Source organism: Halobacteriovorax sp. GB3 (genome assembly GCF_028649655.1).
In the GTDB taxonomy this organism is placed as follows: Bacteria; Bdellovibrionota; Bacteriovoracia; order Bacteriovoracales; family Bacteriovoracaceae; genus BSW11-IV.
Map to the genome: position 1 here is coordinate 148758 of NZ_JAQSLN010000001.1, position 25573 is coordinate 174330.

The 25573-nt window shown below is 37.7% G+C and carries 18 protein-coding genes and 1 other RNA gene; 12 read left to right on the top strand and 7 right to left on the bottom strand.

The features are described from left to right. Window positions 1-53 precede the first annotated feature (53 nt). The gene (locus HBN50_RS00725; RefSeq protein ID WP_273867116.1) at window positions 54-2795 is read left to right on the top strand and encodes a hypothetical protein; all 2742 of its coding nucleotides are present in this window, start codon (window positions 54-56) and stop codon (window positions 2793-2795) included. A gap of 2 nt (window positions 2796-2797) precedes the next feature. On the opposite strand, the gene HBN50_RS00730 is transcribed toward HBN50_RS00725, so the two are convergent. Both HBN50_RS00730 and HBN50_RS00735 read right to left on the bottom strand, forming a co-directional pair. Next, window positions 2798-4582, bottom strand: a complete 1785-nt coding sequence (locus HBN50_RS00730) for a PAS domain-containing sensor histidine kinase (RefSeq protein ID WP_273867117.1) — start codon at window positions 4580-4582, stop codon at window positions 2798-2800. Between the two features lie 114 nt (window positions 4583-4696). Beyond that, entirely contained in the window at window positions 4697-5572 is an 876-nt protein-coding gene (locus HBN50_RS00735) for a response regulator (protein ID WP_273867118.1), read from the bottom strand. A 375-nt stretch (window positions 5573-5947) separates the two neighbouring features. Between HBN50_RS00735 and HBN50_RS00740 the strand changes: the two genes are divergently transcribed. The 5 genes from HBN50_RS00740 (at window position 5948) to HBN50_RS00760 (ending at window position 11173) form a co-directional block, all read left to right on the top strand. Then, entirely contained in the window at window positions 5948-7468 is a 1521-nt protein-coding gene (locus tag HBN50_RS00740; RefSeq protein WP_273867120.1) for a GH3 family domain-containing protein, read from the top strand. After that, the gene (locus HBN50_RS00745) at window positions 7468-8067 is read left to right on the top strand and encodes a LysE family transporter (protein ID WP_273867121.1); all 600 of its coding nucleotides are present in this window, start codon (window positions 7468-7470) and stop codon (window positions 8065-8067) included. Before HBN50_RS00740 ends, HBN50_RS00745 begins: the two co-directional genes overlap by 1 nt. A gap of 15 nt (window positions 8068-8082) precedes the next feature. Further along, entirely contained in the window at window positions 8083-10035 is a 1953-nt protein-coding gene (locus HBN50_RS00750; protein WP_273867122.1) for a C45 family autoproteolytic acyltransferase/hydolase, read from the top strand. Window positions 10036-10145: 110 nt separating this feature from the next. Next, a complete protein-coding gene (locus HBN50_RS00755) occupies window positions 10146-10637 on the top strand; it encodes a TetR/AcrR family transcriptional regulator (protein WP_273867123.1) in 492 nt (163 codons plus the stop codon). A gap of 113 nt (window positions 10638-10750) precedes the next feature. Beyond that, a complete protein-coding gene (locus HBN50_RS00760) occupies window positions 10751-11173 on the top strand; it encodes a hypothetical protein (RefSeq protein WP_273867124.1) in 423 nt (140 codons plus the stop codon). Window positions 11174-11199: 26 nt separating this feature from the next. Here HBN50_RS00760 and HBN50_RS00765 read toward each other — a convergent pair whose 3' ends face one another. The 3 genes from HBN50_RS00765 to HBN50_RS00775 all read right to left on the bottom strand — a co-directional run bounded on the left by HBN50_RS00765 (window position 11200) and on the right by HBN50_RS00775 (window position 14726). Continuing rightward, window positions 11200-11937 carry a matrixin family metalloprotease gene (locus tag HBN50_RS00765; RefSeq protein ID WP_273867125.1) on the bottom strand — a complete coding sequence of 246 codons (738 nt, stop codon included), beginning with the start codon at window positions 11935-11937 and terminating at the stop codon, window positions 11200-11202. Between the two features lie 106 nt (window positions 11938-12043). Continuing rightward, window positions 12044-13372: a sodium-dependent transporter gene (locus HBN50_RS00770; RefSeq protein ID WP_273867126.1), complete on the bottom strand. Its 1329-nt coding sequence runs from the start codon at window positions 13370-13372 to the stop codon at window positions 12044-12046. Between the two features lie 25 nt (window positions 13373-13397). Continuing rightward, window positions 13398-14726 carry a sodium-dependent transporter gene (locus HBN50_RS00775; protein WP_273867128.1) on the bottom strand — a complete coding sequence of 443 codons (1329 nt, stop codon included), beginning with the start codon at window positions 14724-14726 and terminating at the stop codon, window positions 13398-13400. 165 nt (window positions 14727-14891) lie between these two features. Here HBN50_RS00775 and HBN50_RS00780 point away from each other — a divergent pair, with 165 nt between their 5' ends. Then, on the top strand, window positions 14892-17219 hold the full coding sequence (locus HBN50_RS00780; RefSeq protein ID WP_273867129.1) for a hypothetical protein: 2328 nt from the start codon (window positions 14892-14894) through the stop codon (window positions 17217-17219). Here the strand turns inward: HBN50_RS00780 and HBN50_RS00785 are convergent. Then, window positions 17216-18067, bottom strand: coding sequence for a hypothetical protein (locus HBN50_RS00785; protein ID WP_273867130.1), 852 nt, complete (start codon window positions 18065-18067; stop codon window positions 17216-17218). The two genes, HBN50_RS00780 and HBN50_RS00785, sit on opposite strands and share 4 nt — an antisense overlap. A gap of 125 nt (window positions 18068-18192) precedes the next feature. Here HBN50_RS00785 and HBN50_RS00790 point away from each other — a divergent pair, with 125 nt between their 5' ends. The 5 genes from HBN50_RS00790 to HBN50_RS00810 all read left to right on the top strand — a co-directional run bounded on the left by HBN50_RS00790 (window position 18193) and on the right by HBN50_RS00810 (window position 24445). Further along, window positions 18193-19356 carry a methyl-accepting chemotaxis protein gene (locus tag HBN50_RS00790; RefSeq protein ID WP_273867131.1) on the top strand — a complete coding sequence of 388 codons (1164 nt, stop codon included), beginning with the start codon at window positions 18193-18195 and terminating at the stop codon, window positions 19354-19356. Window positions 19357-19441: 85 nt separating this feature from the next. After that, window positions 19442-19822: a transfer-messenger RNA gene (gene ssrA / locus HBN50_RS00795) on the top strand. 216 nt (window positions 19823-20038) lie between these two features. Further along, a complete protein-coding gene (locus tag HBN50_RS00800) occupies window positions 20039-20395 on the top strand; it encodes a helix-turn-helix domain-containing protein (protein WP_273867133.1) in 357 nt (118 codons plus the stop codon). An 83-nt stretch (window positions 20396-20478) separates the two neighbouring features. Next, window positions 20479-23247 (top strand): TrlF family AAA-like ATPase, encoded by a 2769-nt coding sequence (locus HBN50_RS00805; RefSeq protein WP_273867134.1) that lies wholly within the window; start codon window positions 20479-20481, stop codon window positions 23245-23247. Between the two features lie 109 nt (window positions 23248-23356). Beyond that, window positions 23357-24445: a hypothetical protein gene (locus tag HBN50_RS00810; protein WP_273867135.1), complete on the top strand. Its 1089-nt coding sequence runs from the start codon at window positions 23357-23359 to the stop codon at window positions 24443-24445. Window positions 24446-24447: 2 nt separating this feature from the next. On the opposite strand, the gene HBN50_RS00815 is transcribed toward HBN50_RS00810, so the two are convergent. Next, window positions 24448-25557: a DNA cytosine methyltransferase gene (locus HBN50_RS00815; RefSeq protein ID WP_273867136.1), complete on the bottom strand. Its 1110-nt coding sequence runs from the start codon at window positions 25555-25557 to the stop codon at window positions 24448-24450. Between the last annotated feature and the right edge of the window lie 16 nt (window positions 25558-25573).

A 25573-nucleotide genomic window follows, 5' to 3' on the forward strand; every position in this document is an offset into this window, starting at 1 on the left:
TTATATATTTCAATATTATACGTTAAAACAGGGCATCGTGAAAAGGAAATCACATGAGATTTAGACCGCTAATTTTTGTCAGGTATTTTGTTTGTAGTTTTTTTATTTTTTTCTCCCTACAAGGAAAAGCGGAAACAAACATCATTACATATGATTTAAGAGTTGATACCCTACACGGTCCAGTTATGCTTAAGGCCCACGCTAGTGAAAGTAGCAGTGAGTACGTAGGAAGAATTTTTGCACTGGCCAGTCGTGAAATCCCTGTTCTCGTCAATTATTTTAAGTATGCACCTGAAGATACGGTGCACATTATTTTAGAATCAGATGCGACCATCAGTAATGGTAGTGCAACTGTTTTTCCAATGAACATTATTAATCTCTTTGAAACAACCCCAAAGGGAAAAGAGCACCTGACAGTCAATCGCGATCCAGTAAATGCACTCTTTATTCACGAATTCACTCACATTATCCATTTAGAGCAAACAAGAGGTATCCTAGACGTTTTTAAGACAGTCTTTGGAACAATTGGTCGACTTGGTGGTTTGACGCCGCGTTGGTTTACTGAAGGAATTGCCACTTGGGCCGAAAGTGAGTTCTCTGACTATGGACGTTTAAAAAATAAGCTTATGAAACTTGAGCTTGTTGGAAAAATGAGAAATGACAATTTTTGCCGAACAATCGATTGTATCGATTATCCTGGAACATATCCTGATGGGCAATTTTCGTATTGGGTCGGTGGTTTTTTCTTAGAGTATTTAGAAAAGAAAAAACCAGGAACAATACAATGCCTAGTTGAAGATAACTCAGGGAATTTTATTTTCATGCTCAATAATGCTTTTAGACGCTGTTTAAATAAGACGGCTCCCAAGGCGTATTTAGAGTTTCGAAAAGAATTTTTAAAAGAATATGAACAAGAGCCAACTTATGAAGGGTTTTCGAAATTAGATTTAAAAACAGATTATCCTGTATGGCAGAACAACTTCGAGCTTATTGATAAAGAGATTGTTTATTTTTCTAAAGATGAGGAAACAAATTATCTTCATAAGTTAAATCTTAAAACGGGTAATCATCGAAAAGAGCGTGTTGCGACAATCATCGAGCAGATTGAAGCAAAATCAAATTTCTTAGAAAAGAAGAATCAATATATTCTTTCAAGTCTAGAAGAGAATCGTATTGATGCTAAGAGAGTCTTCTCTCGTAGTGATGGTAAAGAACTCGCGCGCGGTGGAAAGTATCTCTTTCAAATTGATGATGGAGAGGCTATTGGCTTTTCTTATAACAAAAACCGTTGGTCTATTAAAAAGGGAAGTGAGCTTCTCTATAAAGACGAGCCCTTTGTTCACTACCACCAAATTCAAGAAGTTCTTTTTAAAGGTGAGAGTTACTTTCTCATTAGAACAAATTTCGTCTCTCATAAAGGACTTGATATTGATGAGTGGAAATTATTTTCACCTAAATCAAAATCTTTCATACCTCTTTTTCATTCGAAGTCTGACTTTCTTTTTTCTTGCGACGAAAAGGCAGTCTTCGTTGATGACGGAGTTCATCTCTTTGACTTTAAGTCAATGGAACTTCACAAAGTACAAGCACCAAGTTGGTTTAAAGATGTTGTAGAGCTAAGAACAAATGAGAATGGAACTGTGGGGCTTTTTTCTAAAAGACCTAATCATCTCTATGCTTCTAAAAAGAGCTGTCAGGATCTTTTAAAAGACATCAGAATTGGTGAAGTTGAGGCAAGAGATATCGTTAATTACGTTGAGAGTGATTTTAAGATTAAAGGAAGAGTTGAGCGCGAAGACTACTTTCCATTGAAAGAACTCTATCCTCGATATTGGATGTTTGCTTACTCCGCTGGAGCCGATAATTTGGATTACTATTCTTTTTTTACAACTCTACAAGATCCAAAGTCGAGGCACATTGTTTCCGTTACAGTTGATCAATATTCAAGTATTTCAAAAACGGCACCATCTCTAAGCTATACTTATGATCCAAATAGCTGGAAATATCAGGTGGCCTATTTTAAAAATTATTCGGATAGCTCATTTAGAACTACTCCAAATTCTGAAGAAAGTATTTATGGAGCAATTTCTTATGATCAAGAATTAGTCGGTTGGGACCTTTCATATTCAGTCTATGGAAAGAGGGCGATGATTGATGACTCATTTTCAAATCGTGATGAAGATGAGTATGGTATTGAGTTAAGCTCAGTGAAGAGACCTTACTTAGAAGATAGTCTTTGGCAAAGCTCTCTTGTTCTTTTAAGAGGCTTTGAAAGAAAAGTTGATGGCTTCTCTGCTTTTAAAGGGTATGAGGGATTTGGAAATATGGCCTTGAGAGCGGGGCATTATATGGATTTCTTCATTCAAGGCTCCTATGGAAAGTTGGATAAAAGCGGGCTAAGTTCTGGGGTAATTTATGGAGGAGGGTATCGAAATGTCATACACCAATTCTATGGACTCAATTACTCTCAACTTCTTGGTAATGAAATCTGGACGGCCAGAGGACAAGTCTTTGTTAATCTCTTTAAGCCTTATAGAGGGCATGGTTTTGTGCCGGTCTTTTTAAGAGAGTTAGATGGGATTTTTGGGACAGATATTGCAAAAGCAGACTTGATTGATTTTGGAGATCAATTTAAAAGAAATCATCAGGTCCAGTCATTATACTTTGGTCTTCGATCAAAACTTGTTATTGGCTATCTCGCACCAGTTAATGTGGACTTCATTTTAACGAGAATCTCTGAGGATGAGAAAGACTACGAGTCTGGTCTTGTCGTTGTATCTGGTAGCTTCTTTTAAGATTAGCTATTAGGTAATTTAATCAAAAAAGTTGTATTCGGGGCATCTTGAACGAGTTCAATTGTCCCGTTTACTTTCTTAATTAATTTCTGACAAATTCCCATTCCAAGTCCAGTTCCCTTCTTATCTCCCTTTGTTGTAAAAAGAGTATCAAAGATTTTTCCTGCGATTTCTGGTGGGATTCCTGCTCCAGAGTCTTCAACCTTTATATGTGTTTGGCCATCTATTTTATTTGAAGAGAGCTTTATCCAGCGCTCATCCAATTCGCAGACAGCATCACAGGCATTGTTAATCATATTGAGAAAAACTTGTGAAAGATCTGATTCATCGGCCAGAACAAAGTCTTCTTTACTAATTCCTTCGAGATCAATCTTAACTTTAAAACTTTTAAGTTTTGTATGAACAAGACTTAAGGCCTTATTGACAACACTTTCAATATTTACTTCGACAATGTTTTTAGAATCTTTCCTTGCGAGAACTGTTCTCATATTTTCAAAGATCTCTTCAATTCTTGTGTAGCTATTGTTAACGTTATTTAGAAGGGATTCCATTTTTTTAAATGGAGCTGTGCCATCATTAATATCATCTAACTGCATTTCTAGCTCTTCAAGACTTAATGAGATGATCGAGAGGGGATTCATTACTTCGTGGATAATTTGGGCGGAAACCTCTCCAATTGAACTTAACTTCTCTGAAACGACAAGCTCTTCGTTGAGTCGCTTAATCTCAGTGATATCTGTCATAATCGAGACATATTGATAGATTTTACCAGAAGCATTTTTAAAGGGAACAATCGTCGTATTAACCCAAAAGCTATTTCCTTCTTTTGTTTTACTTTGAATATTTCCATTCCAAATTTCACCGTGATTAATCTTTTGAAGAATTTGCGGCCAAAAGGTTGTGCCGTGAAAGTCTTTACTCAGTTCGCTGAGTTCCATGTTTTTTAATTCTTGCGCACTATATTTAGAAATCTCGCAGAATTTCTCATTCACATAAGAGATCTTTCCATGGCGATCAACAATGGAGACGATCGTCGATTTATCGATGGCCTCTTTGTAATCGGCGGCCTGTCTTTGAATTTGTCGAAAATCAGTTATATCCTGAATGGAACCGTAGATTTTTGAAACAACGCCGTTGTGTTCTTCACAAAGACCAATCATTCGAATCTTTGTAGGGCGAAATTTTCCAGAGATAATATCTAATTCAATATCAAAGGCCTCTGCCTTATTCACGGCCTTCTCAAGGCAGCTATTAAATTGAGCTAGTGATTCCTCTCTAAAGAAATTGCTAATTCTTTTTATTGAAATTTGACCTCTTTGAGAGAGCTCATAGATTTTATAAGTCTCGTCACTCCAAAGAAGTTCCTCTGTTTCAAGGTCGTATTGCCAAGAGCCGATTTTACCGAGATCTTGTGTATGTTTTAAAATATCTTCAGTGAGTGAACTCGATGTCACGTCGTGACCAACGGCCACGATACATTCCATTTCATCAAGGAAAGTCAGATTCCAACTAATGTATTTAAGCTTTTTATTTTTAGTAATGAGTCGGTGAGTGAATTGTTCGTTCTTAAGTTTATCCTTGATAACTTTTTCAAGAATTAAGCTTGTTGCATCCACATCGTCGGGGTGAATAAAGATATAAGCGCCAGAATTTAAAAGTTCTTTTCTCTCAACTTCGAGGGCCTTTTGGAAACCGTCGTTAAACTCAATAATATTCCCATTCTTGTCAGCGACAAGATAGAGATCGTGGCTTTGTTTAAAATACTCAATTAGATATTTAGCTTCCATAAGACTCTTTAATCATTAGTTCTTCCTAAATTATAAGCACTAAGTGTTTGAATTTGCTATATCCAGAAAAAAATGTCTACTTAGTTATTATAATCATCGGAATATCAGGGATTCTTATGAAACATTAGCATAAAGTTTTGCTTCCTTTAACTCTAATGAACATTTGGTGTAGTAGAGAATCTTTGCTTCATTGAATGGCTTTTCAACAAAGAAGACATCTTCCCACATCGACTGCTCGGGAGAAAGTTGAGGGCGATAGCCACTTAGAAAAATAATAGGTGTTAGTTTATTAGGGCTATTTTCATCGCGTAGTTGTTGGATGAATTCTCCTCCATTCATAATAGGCATTTTGAAATCTGAAATAATCAGGTGGAACTCTTGTGACTGACACAGCTCAAGGGCCGCCTTTCCATTTTCTGCCATTTGAATATTGGCCTTAAATTTCGTTGAGAGATAGTAGCTAATAATTTCTGCAACTGAAGGATCGTCATCAACAATGAGAACATTGATGGCCACATTTCCCTTACTCAGATTATGACCATTAAAGTCGAGATCATCGCTATCATCATCGTCACTCAATTGCTCTGTTTTTGAATCGTGGTAGGCGATATTTTCAAAGCTATCGATAATATTGGTAAGCTTTGAAAAGTCGAGGGGGAATTCAATATCGTTTTTTAGAAAGTCGATCGCCTCTTGTGTGCGGTCAGTGAATTCAAGAGTGATATCGTGAAGACCTTCACTATAGTGAACTCCATCATCTCTTACTTTAATGAGAAGATTTTCAAATAGGTGAGCGATGTCTTTAAGCTCGTTAAATTCACAGGCCTTGGCATTACCCTTTACACTGTGAACGATTCTAAAGATTTGATCGATATCTTGATCATCGATATCCTGAAATGATTTATTAGCAAGCGTATCATTTAATTCGCCGTAAAGATCACTTAATTCATCGAGTGTGTTTCTTTTAAACTCTAATTCAAAATCTTCCATTAAGGTTCCCTATTTCTTCATTTCTTAAGTTAGTCCTCTCATTTATCGGCATATCTCTATTGTATTGAAAATTTATTTAAACAAATAACTCTAAATTAAGATTAATTATAGGTCTGTAACCTATTGATATTTTGGTGGTCATCTTGAGGATAAAGTAGCTCATTTTGAAAGTTAGACACTGTCGCTAATAAAATTGGGCACTTTTCCTTGATTGTTGGCTTTTGTTGACAAGTTTACTCTGAAATCGTCAAAGACAGGGCTTTTTGACAAAACCCTCCCAAAACTGTCGAGCAGTTTTAATGATCTCTTATTTAGGCCTTGCTAGAAAAGCTTTGTCATTTGGTTTTGAACGCTAAATTTTTTTTTGGAGGGAAGATGAAAGCATTAAAACGAATTATTTCTAAAAAGGTCCTTAGATCAAAGTTTAACTCAGTTGCTCTGTCTCAAGAGGAACTCACAAAAAAGCAGAGAGCTCAATTTGAGAAACTTAAGGCGAATCTTAACGGAACGACTCTTTCGAATCATTTTCAACTTGAAGAGTGTGAAAATTACGATGTCTTCGCTAAAAGGTTTCCTGTTAGAGATTATTCTAGTTTTAAGCCTTATGTTGACTCTCTTATCGATGATCATAAAAAAGTAATGTTCCATTCGAGACCGTTATACTTTGGTTTAACTTCTGGAACGAGTGGAAAAGACAGTAAGAAGATTCCTTATAATAAAGAAATGATTGATCTCTTTTTAAGTGCCCAGCAATTTCTTGCTGGAGTTGTTCAAGAGCACCTACCTGAAAGTGATCTCGTTAACTCTGATCGTCTTACATACGGTTCAAATCCTTCGACTTATGAAGAGAAGGGGATTAAGTACGGTTATATCTCAGGTATCTTATCTTCTAAGACTCCTTGGGCGCTAAAGAAGACGACATTTCCATCTAATGATGTTTTGGCCATTGAAAACTGGGATCAGAAAATGGAAGCTCTTGCACTAGAAGTCTTATCAAGAGATATTCGCATTATTTCAGGAATACCATCTTATCTCATCACAATTTTTGAATATATTTTAAAAAGAGAAGGGAAGAGTCATCTCATCGACATATGGCCTAATCTTGAAACGGTCATCTATGGTGCGACACCAATTGATCAATACAAAGAAAAGATCAATACTCTCGCAGGAAAAAAACTTAATTATTTTGGGATTTATGCCTCTACTGAAACACCAATTGGAATTGCGATAAATAATGCAAAAGATGAAAAGCAAGTTTATGCCTTTCACCCAGAAGTTCTCTATACATTTACAGATGTTGCAAGAAGGGATCGCACATTTGGAATTGATGAAGTTGAAGTTGGAAAGGAATACTTTGTAAATACTTCAACTCCAAATGGATTTGTGAATTACACAATGAAAGATATCGTTCGCATCAAAGAAGTTTCTCCTGTCATGACATTCGAAATCATCGGTAGAGAGGGCTCTGGTATCAATCTCGCTGCCGAAAAAACTTCTGATGAGCAAGTTCTCGATACAATCATTGCTCTTAATGACGAATTAACTGTTAACCTTGATCACTACTTCCTTTGTCCAGGAACTAGAAATGAAAGACCATGTTACCAGTGGACTATTTTTTCAGATTCATTGAATCAAGATCACACTGAAAAACTTGAGGAACTTGTCGATCGAATTCTTTGTGAGAAAAATCTCGATTATGGAGATTGCCGCGAAGATGCAATTCTAGAGAGACCAGTTGTTAAAATTATTTCTTCTCACTACTTAAAAGAATATTTCAATGCCAACAAAGAGCGTGGGCAATTTAAAATGAAAACAGTGTTTTCATGTCCAGAAGCTTTCAAGGGTTTTGTACAAAGCTCTTTCCCTGAACTTCAACTAACTCTTGGAGCTCTCTAATGCTTGGGATTGAAATCTTTTTCATGGCCTTATTTATGGGAGTGATTTCGACACTCCCGCTAGGTCCAAGTGGATTAAGTATCGTATCGGCCTTTGGTCTGAAAGGGGCAAAGGCCGGATTAAAAGCATTGATGGGACTTGTTCTCGCTGAACTTATTTATATGAGTATTGCTCTTTACTTAAAGGCCCTTGGGATTTTGACTCTATCAAAATCAGTGGAAACGACTTTTACATTAATCTTTGCTTTTTTTCTTATGTACTTTGGTTTTAAAACTTATAAGTCTTCAAAAGAAAAGTCGCCAAGAATGTTTATTAAGTTTCAAAATGTTTTTGCTATCTCGATGGCTAACCCTACGCTTCTTCTCTTTTATTTAGGTCTACTTTTGACTCTCGATAAAAACTATCCCTTGTTTTCAATGGGACAAACACTAGGGCTTGCGAGCATTTTTCTTTTGGGTGTACTTATAACTTTGATCTCTCTTGGGGCACTTGCAATGAAAGAGGGGCGTCATCTTAAAAATAGGCTTGGTCAAATTAAGGCGATCATTGGACCTGTCTTTATGGTTATCGGTTTAACGAGCGCAATTAGCTCATTTTAAAAATAGGAATTAAAAATGAAATATATAATGCTACTTCTATTAAGTCTTACATTCATACCACTCGCTGAGGGTTCTGAGTGTCAATTAGAAAAAGAAAAATTTGGACAAAAATACTATCGTTGTGAATTAGAGGGAAAGAGTTTTCATATGCTCGATATTAAGGGGAATATGAAAGAGCTTGCTTACTATCACGGATATTTTTTGGCCCCTGAAATTGATCAAGGTGTGCTTAGAGCGGTCTTACAACAAAGAGATGACACACTTAAGACTCTCTCTTCAAAGGAGAGAGCGCAATTTCAAACGATTTATAAGTGTATGATGAATCGTTATAAAAGAAGTGTTGGAAAAGATTTCATCAAAGAGTTAGAAAATATCTCAATGGGTGCTAGAGATGCAGGATATTCAATTCGCTCAAACGATGTCATTGAGGCAACTCTTATGGTTGAACTCTCTGGTTATGTCGATGCCATGCAAGTGGAGATGGAAGAGAATAAGACAAAGGCAACGATTGGCCTTTTAAAACGCTGCGGGCTTTATTTTGCAGGAAACGCTGTGAAAAAGGCGGTTAAAACGATTACACGTCCATTTAAGAAACTTAAAAGAGGTTGTACAGGGTTTGCTGCAAGTTTCGAAATAACAAAGAATGGAGAGCACTTACACGGAAGAAACTTTGATACTGGTCTTCTAGGTGTCTTTGAAAAACATCCTGTCATCACACGCCATATTCCTCGTCGTGGACATCCGTACGTTTCGATGAGTTCTGCGGGACTTCACTACGGTGGGGGAATTACGGGAATGAATGAAAAGGGAATTTCAATTTCTACTCACGAACTAAGAACAACTGATTACCGCACAGCTTATAACTTTAAAAGAGCAACAACAGCACCTTATCTTGCTAACAAAGTTGTTAAAGAGGCATCGAGCTTAGATGAAGCGATTGCCATTGTAAAAAAGTATGGTCACTTTGGTGCGTGGACATTTCTTATCAGTGACTCCAAAACAGGTGAGAGTGCTAGTGTTGAAATCACTGGGGCAAAGGTTCGCGTAGCAAAGAGATCTAAAGTCTCTATGGGACAGTCAAATCACTTCATCCATAAGGACACGGCCAAAGAGAACTTTGAATATTCAATCAATAAGTCTCTTGAATCGAGAGCAAGACTTTCTCTTGTCGAAAGAACACTTCGTGAAGATGCAGGATCTATTGATGTGAATTGGGGAGTAGAGCTTCTTTCTGGTCATGAAGATTTCTATGTCGGTCTTCGCTCATTTGGAAGAACTGTTTCGAAAGTCTACACATCGATGACTCATATTATGGATACGAAGAATAACGAATTCTGGTTTTCAATTGGAAATCGCTACCCAACAAACTTAACAACATTTCAAGGAATGCAGATCTCATTTGATGAAGATGAAAAGTTCTTTGAATTGATTAATACGATTGAGCCTCAAACAATTTTAAAAGAGCAGAGACCTTCATTTATTTCATCTCTTGAAAATTATACGATGGCCTATTTTGCCCATGAGAGAGGGGCCTATAAAGAAGCTATCGAATTACTTCTCGAGGGATCAAAACTTCAGGCGCTTGAAAGTATGAGAGATTTTCCAACTCAAATTATGATCACGCGCCTTTGCCTAAAAGTTTACGCGACAACAATGGAAGAAGAGTATCTTCAATGTGCTGAAGAAACGGTAAGAGATATCTTACTTAATAATTATGAAGGGCTTCACAACTATGAAAAGGCCCAGGTTATGATGGATATGGCCAAGGTCTTCGACATGCAAGGAAAGAGATTTATGGCCAAGAGCTTCTTTGAAAATGCTGAGCAATTTCTTGTGGGCCTTAATCAAAGCTTCAAAGGACATCACTTTCTAGGAAAGCTTAATCACGATCTTAAACGCTATATAAATAATGGAATTACAAAAACTGAGCTAAGAGAAGAGGACCTTCACTTCGCTACAGCTGAATGACACTTGAAAGAGGGGGTCACCTCCAAAATGTCCTCCTCTTTCACTCTTTTTAGTGAACTTTTTTCACGCTCTTCTTGAGATTTTCACCCTTCTAACTATACTCACTAGTCATGAAGGATTTATCTAAAAAAGAAAAAGTCTACTTTCAAATTTGCGACTCTGTTTTGTACATGGAAACAGTGAAGCCCCATCTGAAATGGTCTCTAAGTGATGTCTCAAAGCACTCTGGAGTGACTCGCTCTCTCATTTATTACTACTTAGGTAAGGAAAAGGACCAAATTCTTCGTGAGGCCGTGCTCTTTATGCTCGAGCTTTTCTTCAATATCAGTGGCGAGCGAAAACTTGGAATTCAAGATCGTATGACGATGATTCTTGAAACGACCAAGGAAATGCCGCACATTTTTCTTTTCTATGTAAGTGAAAGAACAAAGAATACCGAGTATGGTCAAACAATTCGTGAGGCCGAGGAGAAGCTCATCTCTTATCTTGAAACTGAGCTCAATCTTACTAATGAACAGGCCCTAAAGCTCTTTATGCTTGAAATTGGAGCATGCGCCTTTGGCCTTGATCCCAAATTTGCCCCGAAATTTTTCCAGCTTTAATTTAAAATCAGCTACTTATCACATGAATTATCTATAGGGTCTAATGTACTTTGAAGTATTGTGTTGTATCAATTCTCTTGTTCAATAATTAAAAAAACTGCTGGAGATATGCCATGAGAAGATTACTGGCCCTAACAATGTGTGTTCTTTCTTTCGGATCTGTTGCCTATGATAATGCTTGTCACGAAAGCATCGCAGAAGCGACGTCACAATTTTCAAAAGCGAGAGAAGCTATCACTCGTCTTGAGAGAACTGCTAATCAATTGAATATTGAAGATGAAAGAAATACAAATTGTAAGGAACAATTCGATGCTCAAGCTCTCAGTGTTCTTAAGCTCGATTACAATACTCTTCAAAAGGCCGTAGAGGCCTCTAAAACGGCCGCTAATACTGCTCTTCACCACTATGTGAATCAATACTGTAATTATGGTGATGATCTTGGTGCGAAGAATGTTCTTAAATGGACGAAAAGCTTAGTGAAGAAAAATAAGACTTTACTTGATGATGTGCAATCAGCTCTTGGTTGTTTGAAATAAAAAAAAGCTCCCGATGGGAGCTTTTTTTATGGATAAACGATTCTTGCACCCTCGATGTCCGTCGGAGAAAGCACCATATCTCTAATGTCGTTGGTTCCACCGCAGTGAGGGTAATGCATAACAGAGTCTTTATCGTAATCAGTTACTGGTTTAAATTTATTGTCTTCGTCACAAAGGTGAGCTGATTCTTGGTGAATGTGCTCATGACGAAAACCTAGTACGTGTCCTAGTTCGTGGCGAATGAATCCTGTCATCGCTGAATTCTCATATCTAAAAGAAGAATCATTAACGAGAACGCTTCTATATTTTCTCGGATAGTTTGGAAAGAATGCTCTTGCCAGATATCTCTCTCCGTAAGCTGGTTGAATATCGAAAACAACATTGTTGTTATATTCGTTACAGTTGCTATCATATTCTGGCCTGTAAACAAAACGAACGTTAGCCGCTTCCATCCAGTCTCTTGTCGCTTCTTCAAAAGCAGCAACAATAAGGTCTTTATTGTGAGCAAATTCATCGCTTACACAGTATGAAAGATTAAAACGCTCTTCGTCGCTCCAAACGTCATAAACATTTTCGTGGCTAGCTGAAACGATTAGCTTGTCTTCATTATCAAATTCTACAAAATCAAAACGCTGGTCTTGGTGAAGGAGTGGGATATCACCATCAATGATATAGAGGCCGTTGTCTCTATTTTCTTTGTGGACCTCGATAGCAAAAGCAGAGCTAGCCATCATAAGTAGTGCAACAATCCATTGCTTTGTCATTAAGTCACCTCCAAGTGAGGCAAAGATTGTATCTACCAGATTTGTTTGGCGTCCAGCGATGTTAGGAATTGTTAAGTTTTTGTCAGGTATTTCTTAGAAATACCTGCTAATTAACGAGTTGCGAAACGAAAATAACCATCATTAATGCCGGTGCCGCGTAGCGAATCAGGAAATTAAAGATGATGTAACGCGGATCGTCTCTTTTGAGTCCAAGCTCTCGTGACTTGATTTCTTCAGAAAGTACCCATCCACAAAAGAGTGAAATAAGAAAGGCACCAATTGGAAGAGACCAATTTGAAAGAATGTAATCGAGTCGATCCATGACTTTAAGACTGGTGAAAAACTCATTCCCACCATTAGAGAGAGCTGAGCAAATTCCAAAAAGCCAAATGATAAATGTTGAAAGCATTGTCCCTTTAAGGCGTGATAACTTAAAGCGATCTTCTACATAAGAAGTCACAAGCTCAAGTAGCGAGAGCGTTGAACTAAGAGCTGCAAAGGCAACAAGAAGATAGAAAAGAGCGCAAACATATTGTCCACCTGGAAGGTGATGGAGTTCTACTGAGAGAGTTGTAAAGAGAATCGAGGCCGATTCCTTCACTTCCATTCCCGTTCCAAAGATAATTGGATAAATCATGATACAAGCGCAAAAGGCCACAAGCGTATCGAGAACTGTAATCCAAATCCCTGCACGAATGATAGAGTGCTCTTTTGGAAAGTAGGCACCGTAAATAATCATCGCTCCAAGTCCAATGGAGAGCGTGAAAAAAGCGTGACCAAGGGCCTCTAAAATTCCTTTTGTCGTAAGCTTTGAAAAATCAAATTCAAAAAGAAAGTTGAGAGTCTTACCAGCGCCGTACTTACTTAAAGTAATAACAGAAAGAGTGAGAATGATAATTCCAAAAAAAGGCATGAGAACTTCAATGGCCTTTTCAATTCCTTTAACTCCCTTCATGATCACACCTGCTGTTAAAAGCATAATGATCGTGTGGTAGCTAATTTGTTTTGTTGGATTAGAAACGAAAGCGCCAAAGTGTGGGCCTGTAGTTTCAAAAGTTAAGTGAGTAAGATTACCTGTAATGGCATTATAGAAATAGTCCAGCGACCAGCCTGCGATGACAGAATAAAAAGAGAGTAGAATAAATGGGCTGAAAAGGCATAGGAAACTTAGAAGCTTCCAAAAGTGTTTACCACCTGAAAGTTTTGAGACCGCTTCAAAGGCATTTGATCTGGCCTCACGGCCGATGATTAATTCAGCAAGAAGAATGGGAAGGCCCATGACGACAATACAAAGAAGATAGACTAGCACAAATGCGCCGCCACCATTTTCATATGCGATGTAAGGGAATTTCCAGAGATTGCCTAGGCCAACAGCTGAGCCTACGCATGCCATAATAAATAGGAGACTTGAGCTCCACGTCTTCTTTTGATCCATGGAGCTATTGTCTCATAGGTTTAGATTATTGCAACAACTTGTAAATAAAAACGATTAAAAGTATCAGTGGAGAAACAATACGAATGAGAAAATTCCACATAAAATAAAGAGTGTCGTTTTTCTTTAATCCAAGCTCTCTCGTTTTAATTTCATCACTCAACCACCAACCACAAAAGAGGGCCACAAGAAAGGCTCCAACTGGAAGCGTCCAGTTTGAAGTGAGGTAGTCGAGGCGATCCATAACTTTCAAAGAAGTGAATAGATCACTTGCTCCGTTTGAAAGAGCGGAAGCAAGACCGAGAAACCAAATAGAGAATGCCGAAACAAGTGTTGCTTTCTTTCTTGAAATCTTCCAGTGCTCCTCTGCAAAAGAGGCGATCGGCTCTAGAAGAGAGATCGTTGAACTAAGTGCTGCAAAGGCAACGAGAAGATAGAATAGAGCACAAATATACTGTCCACCTGGAAGCTGTTGAAGCTCTACTGAGAGAGTCGTAAAGAGAATCGAAGATGATTCCTTAACATTCATTCCCGATCCAAAGATGATTGGATAGATCATTAAACAGGCCATTAAAGCAAAGACTGTATCGAGAATACCAATCCAAATGGCGGCCTTTCCAAGAGAGTGCTCACGTGGAAAATATGATCCATATACAATCATGGCACCAAGACCAATGGAAAGAGTGAAAAAGGCGTGTCCAAAAGCTTCAAGAATTCCGTGTCCCGTTACTTTTGAGAAATCAACAGTGAATAGGAAATCTAGAGTTTGAGCTGATCCATACTTTGAAATGGCAACACCAGCAACTAGAAGGATAAGAACTCCAAGAATCGGCATGAGAATTTCAATGGCCTTTTCAATACCCTTTGTACCTCTAAGAATAATGAAGGCCGTTAGCGACATAAAGACTGTATGGTAACCAACTTGCTTAAGTGGGTTTGCGACAAAAGCTCCGAAGTGTGGTCCAGTGGATTCAAAAGTTAAATGCGCTAAGTTTCCAGTAACGGCATTAAAAAAATAATCGAGCGTCCAACCGGCAACGACTGAATAGAAAGAGAGAATTGCAAATGAACTAAAGAGGGCGAGAGCGCCGATGATTCTCCAGCTCTTGACCTTGCCGGCGAGCTTTTTAACGCTGTCGTAGGCATTGGCCTCGGCCTCGCGACCGATGAGCATTTCTGCTAGGAGGATTGGAAGACCGACCATGAAGATGGCAAAGAGGTAGATGAGGACGAAGGCGCCTCCACCGTTTTCGAATGTGATGTAGGGGAATTTCCAAATATTACCGAGTCCTACGGCCGATCCGACGCAGGCCATAATAAATAGGACACTTGAACTCCACTTTTTCCTCTTTTCCATTTTTCTCCCAAATTTTAAGTTAACCTTCATTCTAAAAGGGTCCTGGACACTTTTCTAGCGTCAGCGCGTCAAATCCTATAACTTTTAGCCTTGGCATAGACCTTGCGATATTAAACCCTAGAATAGGACATTCTATGTGAATTCAACTCCTTATGGGAATAAATTATGTTTAAAACTTCTACATTTGTCACTGCTGTGATCGCTTTCTCTCTTTCGAGCGCTGCTCTAGCTGAAAACAAGCTCATGGAGCGCATAAAAGAGCAGGTTCATACAGAGATCGCAACGCTGGTCATCCAGGCCGAAGAAGTTCTTACAAATAAGAAGCAAAGTGACTTTTTCAACTTCTTTAAAGACTGGTCACGCACCAATCATAAAATCAATCTCAAAGGCAAAACGAAAACGCCTTACTTAGATGAACTTTATAAGAGCTATCAAAACAAGGCCCTCGCCCTTGGGACGATTACTTACGGTGATCTAGAAGAACTTCGTCTCGAGCTCTTTCGCTATGGCCTAAAAAATTATTGTAAAGATAAAGCGCTCATGACTTCTTATGAAAGTGATGAGTGTGGAAATTGTGACGCGCAAACCAGATTGAGTCTCTCTTTTATGGACTTAATCGATGAGAAGCTTCCAGGTCATTTAAATTTTGGAGTTCAGTTTTTTACCGATCACGTGCGCCCAGTTCTATTAGATAAGAATAAGAAAGTACTTCTCGATTTTGTCTCTGGAAAAAGAGAGAGCTTCGATGAAGTCGATACAAGTGTTTATCACATCAATTCTTATTACTGGCTCTTTATGAAAGCTTTTAAAATGCAAAAGGGAGAGCTTAAGGATTTTACGCTTTTAAAAATTGGTGATCAAAAGATTGCGGGAATCGCTCTTAGTCATGATGGGTATTTAAACTCTTTTCACGAGGGGGCGACATTTAGTAGTGATGATCCACCTGAGAATGCAACGATTGATTATCAAAGTATGGACTTAGAAAATACGCGCCCTGATGAGCAAAGAGCGATTGGAAGTGATGAAGATGATCTTTCATTTGGTTTTGAAGGGGAATCATCCATTGATCACGAGCTTCGTTTTAAAAATGGAGCCATTTTAAGAGCGCTTTCTGAATATGAAAATTATCCTTATGGCGTTATGGGAGAGAGTTCTTCAGGATCTGATTTTCCAATTGAGATCATCGATCTTCCAAGAAAGTACCGTGGCATGTGGTCTGAAGTTTCAAAGAAAAATCGTCACCTTCGCGTTCCTACGGCGGGGATTAGAATTCACGACAGAGCTCTTTTTAATGAGTGGCAAAAGAGAAATATCATTGGAAAAATTAAGCTGATCTATTCTGTTTATCAAAAGAGAATGAATCGTTATTACCTTGATCGCGATTATAAGAAGTTTATAGCACTGACAGAGAATCCACTCAGTGTAAGTGAATATTCACTTAATGAACTTAAAAAGATGAAAGAATTAAGTGCAGAGTTTAGTCATCTTTTACAGTTTCGAGATGCATTTATTAATCGCGTTCTTTCAAGACTGAGCCTCAATATCAATTTGATTTGGGAGCGCTCTTATGTTGAAAAAATGATTATGGATTATACTTCAGCAAGGGCCGATGCTTATTATTTGATGAAGGGGAAGTCGTATCTCTTTATCGAGGTATTAAAGAAGGCCGGTCACGATAAGGCGATGGTATACACTGAGATGCTCTCTCTTTTAAGAGGAGAGTTTGATGAGTCTTTTAATTCATATTTTAACGATACAGATGTTCCCGATTTTGTCGTCTCTATTTTAGAGAATCTTTCTAAGCAAAAGGTTGAGCTTACAAAAGATTTTAAAATTGATCTTAGTAAGGTTGTCTACGTGGATCTAACTCAACTTAGAATCACAGATGAGCAGCGCGAGGAAATCGAAAGAAAAAAAGAAGAGAGAATTAGAAATCAAGAGCAGGTGAGTAACGAGGATAGTGAAGGCAATTCACCTTTTTTAAAGCTTCCAAGATCGATGTACTTTTCACTCTTTCTCTCTTTGCCAAAAGCTGCGCTTCAATCCCCTGCGGTTGGAAAAGCTTTTTCAAAAAATCTAACAAAAGAGGACCTCGATCATCTTAGAACGTTTATTGAAACTTATAAGTATCTCGATAAGGTGGAAACTTTAGTCGATGAAACTTACAGTATGGTTCTTGATGGAAAGAATCGTGAAAAAAATAATATTGGAAGAGTGGAACTTATCAACTCTTCACCGGCCTTTTACAAATTTGATTTTAACGGATCGAGCTTGGAGATTAATGACTTTTACGGCTTTGATATGAGTACAAATCTCTATCGTTATAAGTCGATTGATTACCGCGAGCATTGCTCAAAAAGTTATTGGACGATTCGAGATACGCGTTCGAGTGAAATTAAGACGAGCAATGTGTTTAAAGATCCTCTACCGACACTTAAAAAAGGTGAGCGCGACTGTTCAAATCGCATTAAAGATTATTACTTTCAAATCTAAATTTCTTTTCCAAGAAGAATATCATCTAAAACTTTTTTAACTTCATCATTCATATAGTCTTTGGCCTTCGGGTCAAAGACATAATAGGTGAGAAACTCAGCAAAGCATTCATGGGAGTTAAAGGCGCTATAAAGTGAAGGAAGCCCAAGTTTCATACCGGCCTGTCTCATCAATTGATATGACTTTTCACGGTCGCCTTCTTTAGCAATGGCCAAGTACTTATCAAAGTCTGCTTTTAATTTTTGATGATCAATTCCTTTAATCTCGTGATCTTCTCCTGTCCAATACCAACCGACGGCCTTTTGAAAGTGATCATTGGTAGAAATGTGTCCATTGGCGATATCAAAGGCGTGCACGAGTTCGTGGAAGATATTGAGTGAACGCTTGTCGATGGGTGCACTTGGGTCTTGAAAGTCTTCGCGATCAAAGAAGTGATCCATAAAGCCGATGACTTTTGTTAGGGGATCAACCCAAAGAAGAGGGCGCGTAAAATTGCGGCTAAAATAGGTCTTTCTCTCTAAGCGGTTTACATACCATCTTGCGCTGTAGCTTACGCGGTAGAGTTTCTTTCCCGCACTTTTTAATAACGTGTCTTTAAAGTGATCGAGCATTCCCGCTGGGGCCATGCGCTCGAGTTGATCAAGCTTGCCTTTAACGAGCTTTTTATCTTGTTCACTCCAAGCGCTAAATTGAACGGCCTTGCAGTAAGAGTGATGTGGAAATTTATCATTGCATTCATAACTATCTTGAAAGGAGAGTATTTCACTGAGTGTTTTTGTTGTTTTTGAAAGTGCACTTTGTGAGAAAAGAGAAAGTGTGATGATGATGAGGAAGTAGATAAATTTCAAGGAGTCTCCATTTTTGTGATTGAGAGCTTTAAGAGATTGGACTCTTTCGTGGAATGGGGCAAATAAAATAGATCTGATCTAAAAGATTTACAGGTAGTTAGAGATCAATCATTAGGGAAGGCCAAGTGTTTAAAAAAGTTGAGATTTCCCTAAAGAAGCCCGTGATTTCAAGCGATAAGAGAGGTATGAACGCACTAAAAAAACTGAACTTTTTCAAAAACAGAAACGTTAATCACGAAGATCTCATGGCCCAAAAGGCCGAGTTAACTCTCGTTAAAAACAGAGAGCAAGAACTTGAGATTCTTCTTAAAGAGAGAGAAAAAGAGGCGAGCTATCTTCGAAAGAAGGTTGGCCTTCTCGAGGATGAGAACCATCATTTAAAAAATGGTCTCTCTACCGTACAAAGTAACCTCTCCGATTCTGTTGGAAATAATAACGAGGCGCTTGGTCAGCTAGGGGAAATTGATACATCTTTTGATTTTATCAGAGGAGAGTCAAACGAGATCGCTAGCGAAGTGCACGCTCTAAAAGGAAGCGTTGAAAAAACGAGTCGCTTTTCACATGAGATTGAAGAGGGAGCAAACTTCATTTTAGAGGCCATCTCAAATATCGCAGAAATCGCCATGCAATCAAAACTGCTCTCTTTTAATGCCTCTGTTGAAGCGGCAAGAGCGGGAGAAGCTGGAAAGGGATTCGCCGTCGTTGCCGAAGAAGTGCAAAGACTTTCAAACTCGACATCCGAACTTCTGGCAACAATCGAGCAGAGAACTTCAAGTTTTAGCGAGATCGCGAACGTGTTAAAGGAGACATCAAACTCGACTTTAAAGACGACGGAATCAATGATCGAAAAATTCGACCACTTTAATGAGGTCATCGGCGATACAACAGTTAAAAACAAAAACTCGCTTTCAAAGGTGTACGCGACAAACGACGAGATCTTCATGAGTCTTGCTAAACTCGACCACATCCTTTGGAAGGTCAACACATATATCTCAATCCTAGAGGGAAGAGAGGCCTTCACTTTCGTAAACCACCACAATTGTCGTTTAGGAAAGTGGTACAACGAAGGCGCAGGAAAAGAGAACTTCTCTGAAGTTCCAAGCTTTCGCGAACTCGACCACTGCCACGAGCGAGTACACGAGGGAACCCGCGAAATCTTCAACTTCCTACACGACGTCCAAGGCAACATCGACGAAATCGCCGACGGTGCCGCCAAAATGGAAAAGGCCAGCGAACAAGTCTTCGAAGGCCTCGATCGCATCCTCCAAGAAAAAAAGGCCCGCTCATAAGGGCCTTTTAGCTATTTCCAAGCATTTCCCTTTGTGATATAAATAACAACGGTCCACGATCTATTGGACCCCATATCTAATAAATGGGGGTGCCCTGGTTTCGACGGGCCAACTGACGATTTGTCGGGCGTGTCCAGGTTGGTCTCCACGGTCCTGGTTAAAAGGAGTCCAAATCATAATTGCAGAATCTAATTTTGCTCCAGCTATGGCCGCTTAATATATTTAACGCCGCCGCTTAAATAGCTTGAGGGGTTAGCATCCAAGAAACAGAAGCTAACAACCCAGTTGAGTGTGCTGACTAACTACACTTCGAGTCCGTCGGGACAGCTCGTTAATCTTTCACCGAGGTTCGCTGAGTTCACAAACTCAGACAGTCTTGTCTTCTGACGATAAATGAAGACTACACACGTAGGCCGCTTTTTTGACGTTGGTTCGGACGCGGGTTCGATTCCCGCCACCTCCACCAAAGTTAAAACGAAAACGCTCCTCTTCAGGAGCTTTTTTTATGTCAATAAATTCAGATAGTTAACCAGTGAGAACTCTAAGGTTCATTTCTTTATATCACTCTAAATCCCGTTAAATCACGGGAGTCGTAGTTAATTTGTAGTCGACGCTACTTTTTCACGCTTCCAAAAACAGAGTGTGATTACGGACCGTAGTCCACTTAAAGGAGAGTTTTATAATGAGTAGAAAGTTTAGATACAGAAGAACTTCAGAGATTAAGATGACAAATGAAGCAAGAGTTTTACGAAGACTTCGTTTGGATTCCGGTACGAAGATAAAAGAAGTGGCAAAAGAGATAGGGAAGTCGGAGGCGTATATCCGTCATATTGAGCATGGTAGGTTGGATGTTCCTGATAAAGAGACGATTAAGAAAATCTTATTAGTCTATGGAGCGACCTACCGGATTTACTCTGCAAAATGTAAAGTGGAGTGTTCCGAAGATGCATATACAGAGCTGAAAAACATTATTCACAAAATACCCGATGAAAAAGTTCCTTTAGTTTTGTCTCTTGTGAGAGGTGTTTTAAGCAGTTAGGAAGATGGAGGTGTGAAGAAATCTTAATTATAGTTGATCTGTATATATTCCGTTAAGTATAACATTCAAGTTAGGGGAGTATTATGAGGTTTAAATTTGCACAAGGTGCTGTGTGGAGACGTTGGGATTTACATATTCATAGTCCAGATAGTGTCCTTGCAAATCGTTTTGAAGGAAATGATTACAATGATAAGTGGGATAAATATTTAGAGTGTCTTGAGGCGATTAAAGACATTTCAGTCGTTGGTGTCACTGATTATTATAGTGTAAGTGGATACAAGAAAGTTAGACAGTTTAAGAGTGAAGGGCGCTTAAGCAATATTGATCTCTTTTTACCGAATGTAGAACTTAGGCTTGATCTAAGAACACAGAGTAATGGAACAGTAAACTTGCACATAATATTCAATCCTAAGATTGTTAACGAACTTGATAGACGCTTCTTCTCAGAGCTTAAATTCGAGTACTCTGATAAAATTTATAAATGTCTAAGGGATGATCTAATTCGTCTTGGGAGAGATTTCTCTAATAATCAAGAATTGCCAGAAAATGAGGCTCTTAAATGTGGAACTAATCAGTTTAAGGTTTCGCTAACTGAGTTGAAGCGATTATTGAAGACTGATAATGATTTAAGGTTAAACTCATTTATTATTGTTCCAAATAGTTCTACTGATGGTAACTCAGGAATTCAGGAAAGTGGTTTTGCAGCATACAGAGAAGAAATTTACAGACTTTCTGATGCTATCTTTTCTGGCAATCCCAATGATAGGAAGTATTTCTTGGGAGAGTCTTGCCCCAGAGAGGAACTCGATAGAAAGTACGGTGGACTAAAGCCTTGTGTCCATGGTTCGGATGCTCATTCTTTGATTAAAGTTGGCAGACCAGATCAATATCGAAATTGTTGGATCAAGTCTGACCCATCATTTGAAGGCTTAAAGCAAATAGTTCTCGAGCCATCATCTAGGGTTGCTATACAAAAGGATAACCCTTTATTTTCTTTTAAGAGATCCTATTTTTCAGAGTTCGTAGCAACGCCATGTCGAATTTTTAATGAATCCTATGTTTCAACCTCAGACTTTAAAATACCTTTAAACCCATATATGGTTTCAATTATTGGCGGACGAGGAACAGGTAAAAGTATTCTTCTAGATTTGTTAAAACGAACGTTTTTTGATTCTAGTACTGGGAGATTTTCAAAGATTATTCACAATGACTTTAGAGTGTCTGTAACAAAAACTGATGGGGAAGAAAATGACTACGCTTTAGGCGAGGAAAATTATCTTGATTACCTTCATGTTTCTCAAGGAGACGTAAAAGCCGTTGTAGACGATGCAGCCAAACTCGATGTTGAAATAAAAAGAATGCTAGGTATGCCTAGTGATGATATTGAAATATCTAATGAGAACTTAAAACAAATTGAAAAAATCGTTGAAGTTAAGGGGTTGTTTGAAGTTCTGGATGAGGAAGGAAATCAGAAACATTCTAAGGATAAATTATTAAAGGATATCTCAAAGCACAAAAAACTAATTAAGACTATTACTACAGATGAGAATCAGGAGTTAATAGAGAGGTACAGGTTAAATGAATCTAAAATTGGGAAGATTGATAAGAGTTTATTAGATAAAGCTGAACTTGAAAAACAATTTGAAGAATTTAGTAAGCATACAAAAAATGTAATAGAAAAACTCAATATGATTACAGATACAATTGATATTCCTCTTCCAGATTTTTCTAAACAAGTATCTAAACTTGAAGAGTTGGGGAAGTACCAGGCCAGTCGTGCAGAAGAGATTGAAAAAGAGAACATTAAGATTAAAGATGATTTAAAAAGTAGAGGTGTTGATGGAGATATTTCTTATTTATTAGATAAAGTAAAGGAGTATCAAGTTAATATAAATCACAGTGAGAAAGAAATAGATAAAATAGTAATTAAAGAAAATGAATATAAAATGCAGTTTGAAGAACTCAAGCAAAGTACTGACTCCATGAGACAGAGATATGATGAGTATATTGCGGATATCACTTCTAGATGGAATGAGTTAAAGAATGGAAAAGATACATGGTCAGAAGAGCAAAAAGAACTTAATGCAGAACTCATTTCTAGTGTTGAGGTCTCAGGTGAGTTAATATTTGATGTTGAAAAGTTTTATGAGAAGCTATTAGAAGGGTTGAACAAAGGGAAATTTAGGGCATCAAAGGGAGAAGACAAATATTCAAAAGCAGTAAAAGTATTCGGAGTAGATAGTTATCAAACTTTTATAGACTTACTATCTAATAAGAAAATGATCAATGTTGACGATGGCGAGCCTTTAAATCTTGAATCATTTGTTTTAGCTCAGATGTTTGTGAAAAACGGAGAAAGTGATTTCTTAAAAACTCTTTTTTCAAGTGACCAGAGAGAATATTACTTGAAAGTTTTAACTCGAATAACTTACCAAGGAAAAAAACCTGACCAATTATCTGTTGGTCAAAGGGGAACTTTTTATCTGTGCTTGAAATTAGCGACAAACACTTTTGGCTCGGCTCTAGTCTATGATCAACCTGAAGATGATTTAGATAATAATTTTATAGTAAATGAATTGATTCCACTACTGAGAAAAATCAAGAAGTATCGTCAAGTTATTCTGGTTACACACAATGCAAATGTTGTTGTTAATTCGGATTCTGAGCAGGTTATTGTTGCATCAAATATTGGAGAAAAACTTTTTTATGTATCAGGATCAATAGAAAATACTTTTAGGGATACAGGTACTCAGGATGCTTTAATGAAACAAGGTATAAAAGAACATGTATGTGACACTTTAGAGGGCGGGCTTAATGCATTTAAAGCACGTGAGAAGAAATATGATCTTTGATAGATAGGTTGGCGTAACATGCTGTTTTTATGTAACTTTGAAGTAGATAAAGAAAACTTAACTGAATTCATCGGGCAAAGCTGTCGAAGAGCTATTACTGGAGTCATTTATGTTGAATAAGTATAACTTTGAATTAGCTCTAGAGCAGGTCGCAGAAGACTTTTATTGTCATGGGGCCATAAACTTCGGCAAGCTTAGAAGTGGTAACTCTGAAGAAAATGAAGTTTATTTTAAAAATGTTGCTAAGGATTTAAGAGAAAAACTAAATTGCCAGCAGATAATGCTTAATTCTGGTGATTGTCCAGACTCTGGTATTTTTGGAGAGTATGATTATAAACATGAAGATGCAGTAGATTGGGAGTTAGTAGAGAAGTGTGAGCTTGTTGCGATTGAAGTCGTTGGTGCAAACAAGCAAGTTAGATATATAGAGATTTCGACATCAGATTTAGAAGATTTTGAAATTCCAATTTATGCAAAATTCTCAGATAAAGGAAAAGAGAAGCATAACTCAATAAGATTGAAGTTAAATGACTATAACTTTTATGGTGAATTCTTTGGTGTCGAATATAAAGCGTCAGAAAGCAAAAGTGAAACCTCTATAAGTGTTGCTTCGTTTAACTCAACATGCCCTAGTTCAACAAAAACTAAAGTTTTGAGAGTTAGAATGATTCATAATTTTAAAGCATTTGGGAAAAAAGAGATATGCGGTTATAAATTAAAATCTTGTGAAATTGAACTATCTATTAATTTTAGTATTTATTATTTAATTGTTAATGATGCTCCTGAAGGAAGAGTTTCTGCTATCAAACAAGTTTTTGTTTGCGATGGAAATTTCTTTGCACCAGACATGAAAGAGGAGGAAGCAAATAAGCTTTCTAAGGAGATAAAACCTGAAACTCTTGGAATAGATTATGATTTATATCGTGTAAAATTAAGGTATAGACCATTTTTTGATTCAAGGACAATTAGGGCAAATGGGTTTGGTTTATATACTTCATGGGAGCCAAAGATTCCTGCGTTGGAAAAAGAAGAGAAGCAGCGTGAAGAATTGATGAAAGAAGTAGAGAGAGTACAGCAAAACTTCACTGACTCAGAGGATGAAGTAACATCTGATAAAGTTTTGGGTGGGGATGAAAACCTTGATAATGTAATTTATCTTACACTCAGAGATGAAAGAATAAAGAAAAGAGCAGCCTAAAACTAGACAGCAATCTCTTTATTGTAATGAAAAGCGTATTTCTTAAAATCTTTATTTTTATCTATTGATAGTACTTTACCAGAGAGAGACTCTCTAAGTGCATTTCCTATAGCTGTAGCCATTTTTACTGGAACAGCATTACCAATTTGCTTAAAAACTGAAGTTGTACTTCCTACAAAATGAAAGTCCCATGGGAATGATTGAATAGATGCGGCTTCACGAGCTGTTAAATATCTACACTCTATAGGATGGTAATACATTGTTCGTGAAGTAAGAATTGTGAAAGAAGGGGAGCTGTACGAAAGTCTTTGTAGTTTCGTTTGTCTGAACCTACCTTCTCTAAGCTCTTCCCAGATAACATCATAATGAAGGCTTTTAGGTAAATAGGCTTCTTGATCTTTTTTATATCTAATTCCGCACCCTTCTGGAATATATTTAAGTCGCTTTCGATCTAGATCATTTTTAACTTGAGCAGTAGCAGGATCATTGTATGTAGCCTTTTTCTTGATGGATTTAAAAGCATCTTTTACCGTTGCTACTTTTTTAGTTCCTCTTTCGCCATGTGAAGGTGTTGGAAAGATCGGCTGCATTCCTTCCTTGCAACCAATAATGATAGTTCTTCTTCTTTTCTCTGGTACACCATACTCATCCGAAGAAAGAACTCGAGCATCTAGTTGATATCCTAAATCTTCGAAGATAGAAAAGATCTTTTTTAGAACATCTTTGTTTTTATTCGCTAATAACCCTGTTACATTTTCTATAACTACTGCCTTGGGCTTTGCAAGTCTTACAATTCTTACAAACTCTAGAAAAAGAAAGTTTCTAGGATCGTCACTATTACCTTTTCCTATAGTAGAGAATCCTTGGCAAGGCGGACCACCAACAACAAGGTCAACACTTTCTCCCTGTAGTAGATCTTTAATCATCGAATTCTTGAGATCTCTAACATCACCACAATAAGTTTCAGCATCTTTATGATTTAATTTAAATGTCTCAATAGCATCTTTATCATGATCTATACCTAGGAGACATCTGAAACCAGCTTGTTCTAATCCGTATGAGAGGCCACCACAACCACTAAATACATCTATAAAATTATATATTTTTTCCATATATATATTTTGACAT

Excerpts from the sequence above, each read along its gene's own strand:
- HBN50_RS00725 (WP_273867116.1), top strand. The coding sequence starts at position 54 with ATGAGATTTAGACCGCTAATTTTTGTCAGGTATTTTGTTTGTAGTTTT.
- HBN50_RS00730 (WP_273867117.1), bottom strand. The coding sequence starts at position 4,582 with ATGGAAGCTAAATATCTAATTGAGTATTTTAAACAAAGCCACGATCTC.
- HBN50_RS00735 (WP_273867118.1), bottom strand. The coding sequence starts at position 5,572 with ATGGAAGATTTTGAATTAGAGTTTAAAAGAAACACACTCGATGAATTA.
- HBN50_RS00740 (WP_273867120.1), top strand. The coding sequence starts at position 5,948 with ATGAAAGCATTAAAACGAATTATTTCTAAAAAGGTCCTTAGATCAAAG.
- HBN50_RS00745 (WP_273867121.1), top strand. The coding sequence starts at position 7,468 with ATGCTTGGGATTGAAATCTTTTTCATGGCCTTATTTATGGGAGTGATT.
- HBN50_RS00750 (WP_273867122.1), top strand. The coding sequence starts at position 8,083 with ATGAAATATATAATGCTACTTCTATTAAGTCTTACATTCATACCACTC.
- HBN50_RS00755 (WP_273867123.1), top strand. The coding sequence starts at position 10,146 with ATGAAGGATTTATCTAAAAAAGAAAAAGTCTACTTTCAAATTTGCGAC.
- HBN50_RS00760 (WP_273867124.1), top strand. The coding sequence starts at position 10,751 with ATGAGAAGATTACTGGCCCTAACAATGTGTGTTCTTTCTTTCGGATCT.
- HBN50_RS00765 (WP_273867125.1), bottom strand. The coding sequence starts at position 11,937 with ATGACAAAGCAATGGATTGTTGCACTACTTATGATGGCTAGCTCTGCT.
- HBN50_RS00770 (WP_273867126.1), bottom strand. The coding sequence starts at position 13,372 with ATGGATCAAAAGAAGACGTGGAGCTCAAGTCTCCTATTTATTATGGCA.
- HBN50_RS00775 (WP_273867128.1), bottom strand. The coding sequence starts at position 14,726 with ATGGAAAAGAGGAAAAAGTGGAGTTCAAGTGTCCTATTTATTATGGCC.
- HBN50_RS00780 (WP_273867129.1), top strand. The coding sequence starts at position 14,892 with ATGTTTAAAACTTCTACATTTGTCACTGCTGTGATCGCTTTCTCTCTT.
- HBN50_RS00800 (WP_273867133.1), top strand. The coding sequence starts at position 20,039 with ATGAGTAGAAAGTTTAGATACAGAAGAACTTCAGAGATTAAGATGACA.
- HBN50_RS00805 (WP_273867134.1), top strand. The coding sequence starts at position 20,479 with ATGAGGTTTAAATTTGCACAAGGTGCTGTGTGGAGACGTTGGGATTTA.
- HBN50_RS00810 (WP_273867135.1), top strand. The coding sequence starts at position 23,357 with ATGTTGAATAAGTATAACTTTGAATTAGCTCTAGAGCAGGTCGCAGAA.
- HBN50_RS00815 (WP_273867136.1), bottom strand. The coding sequence starts at position 25,557 with ATGGAAAAAATATATAATTTTATAGATGTATTTAGTGGTTGTGGTGGC.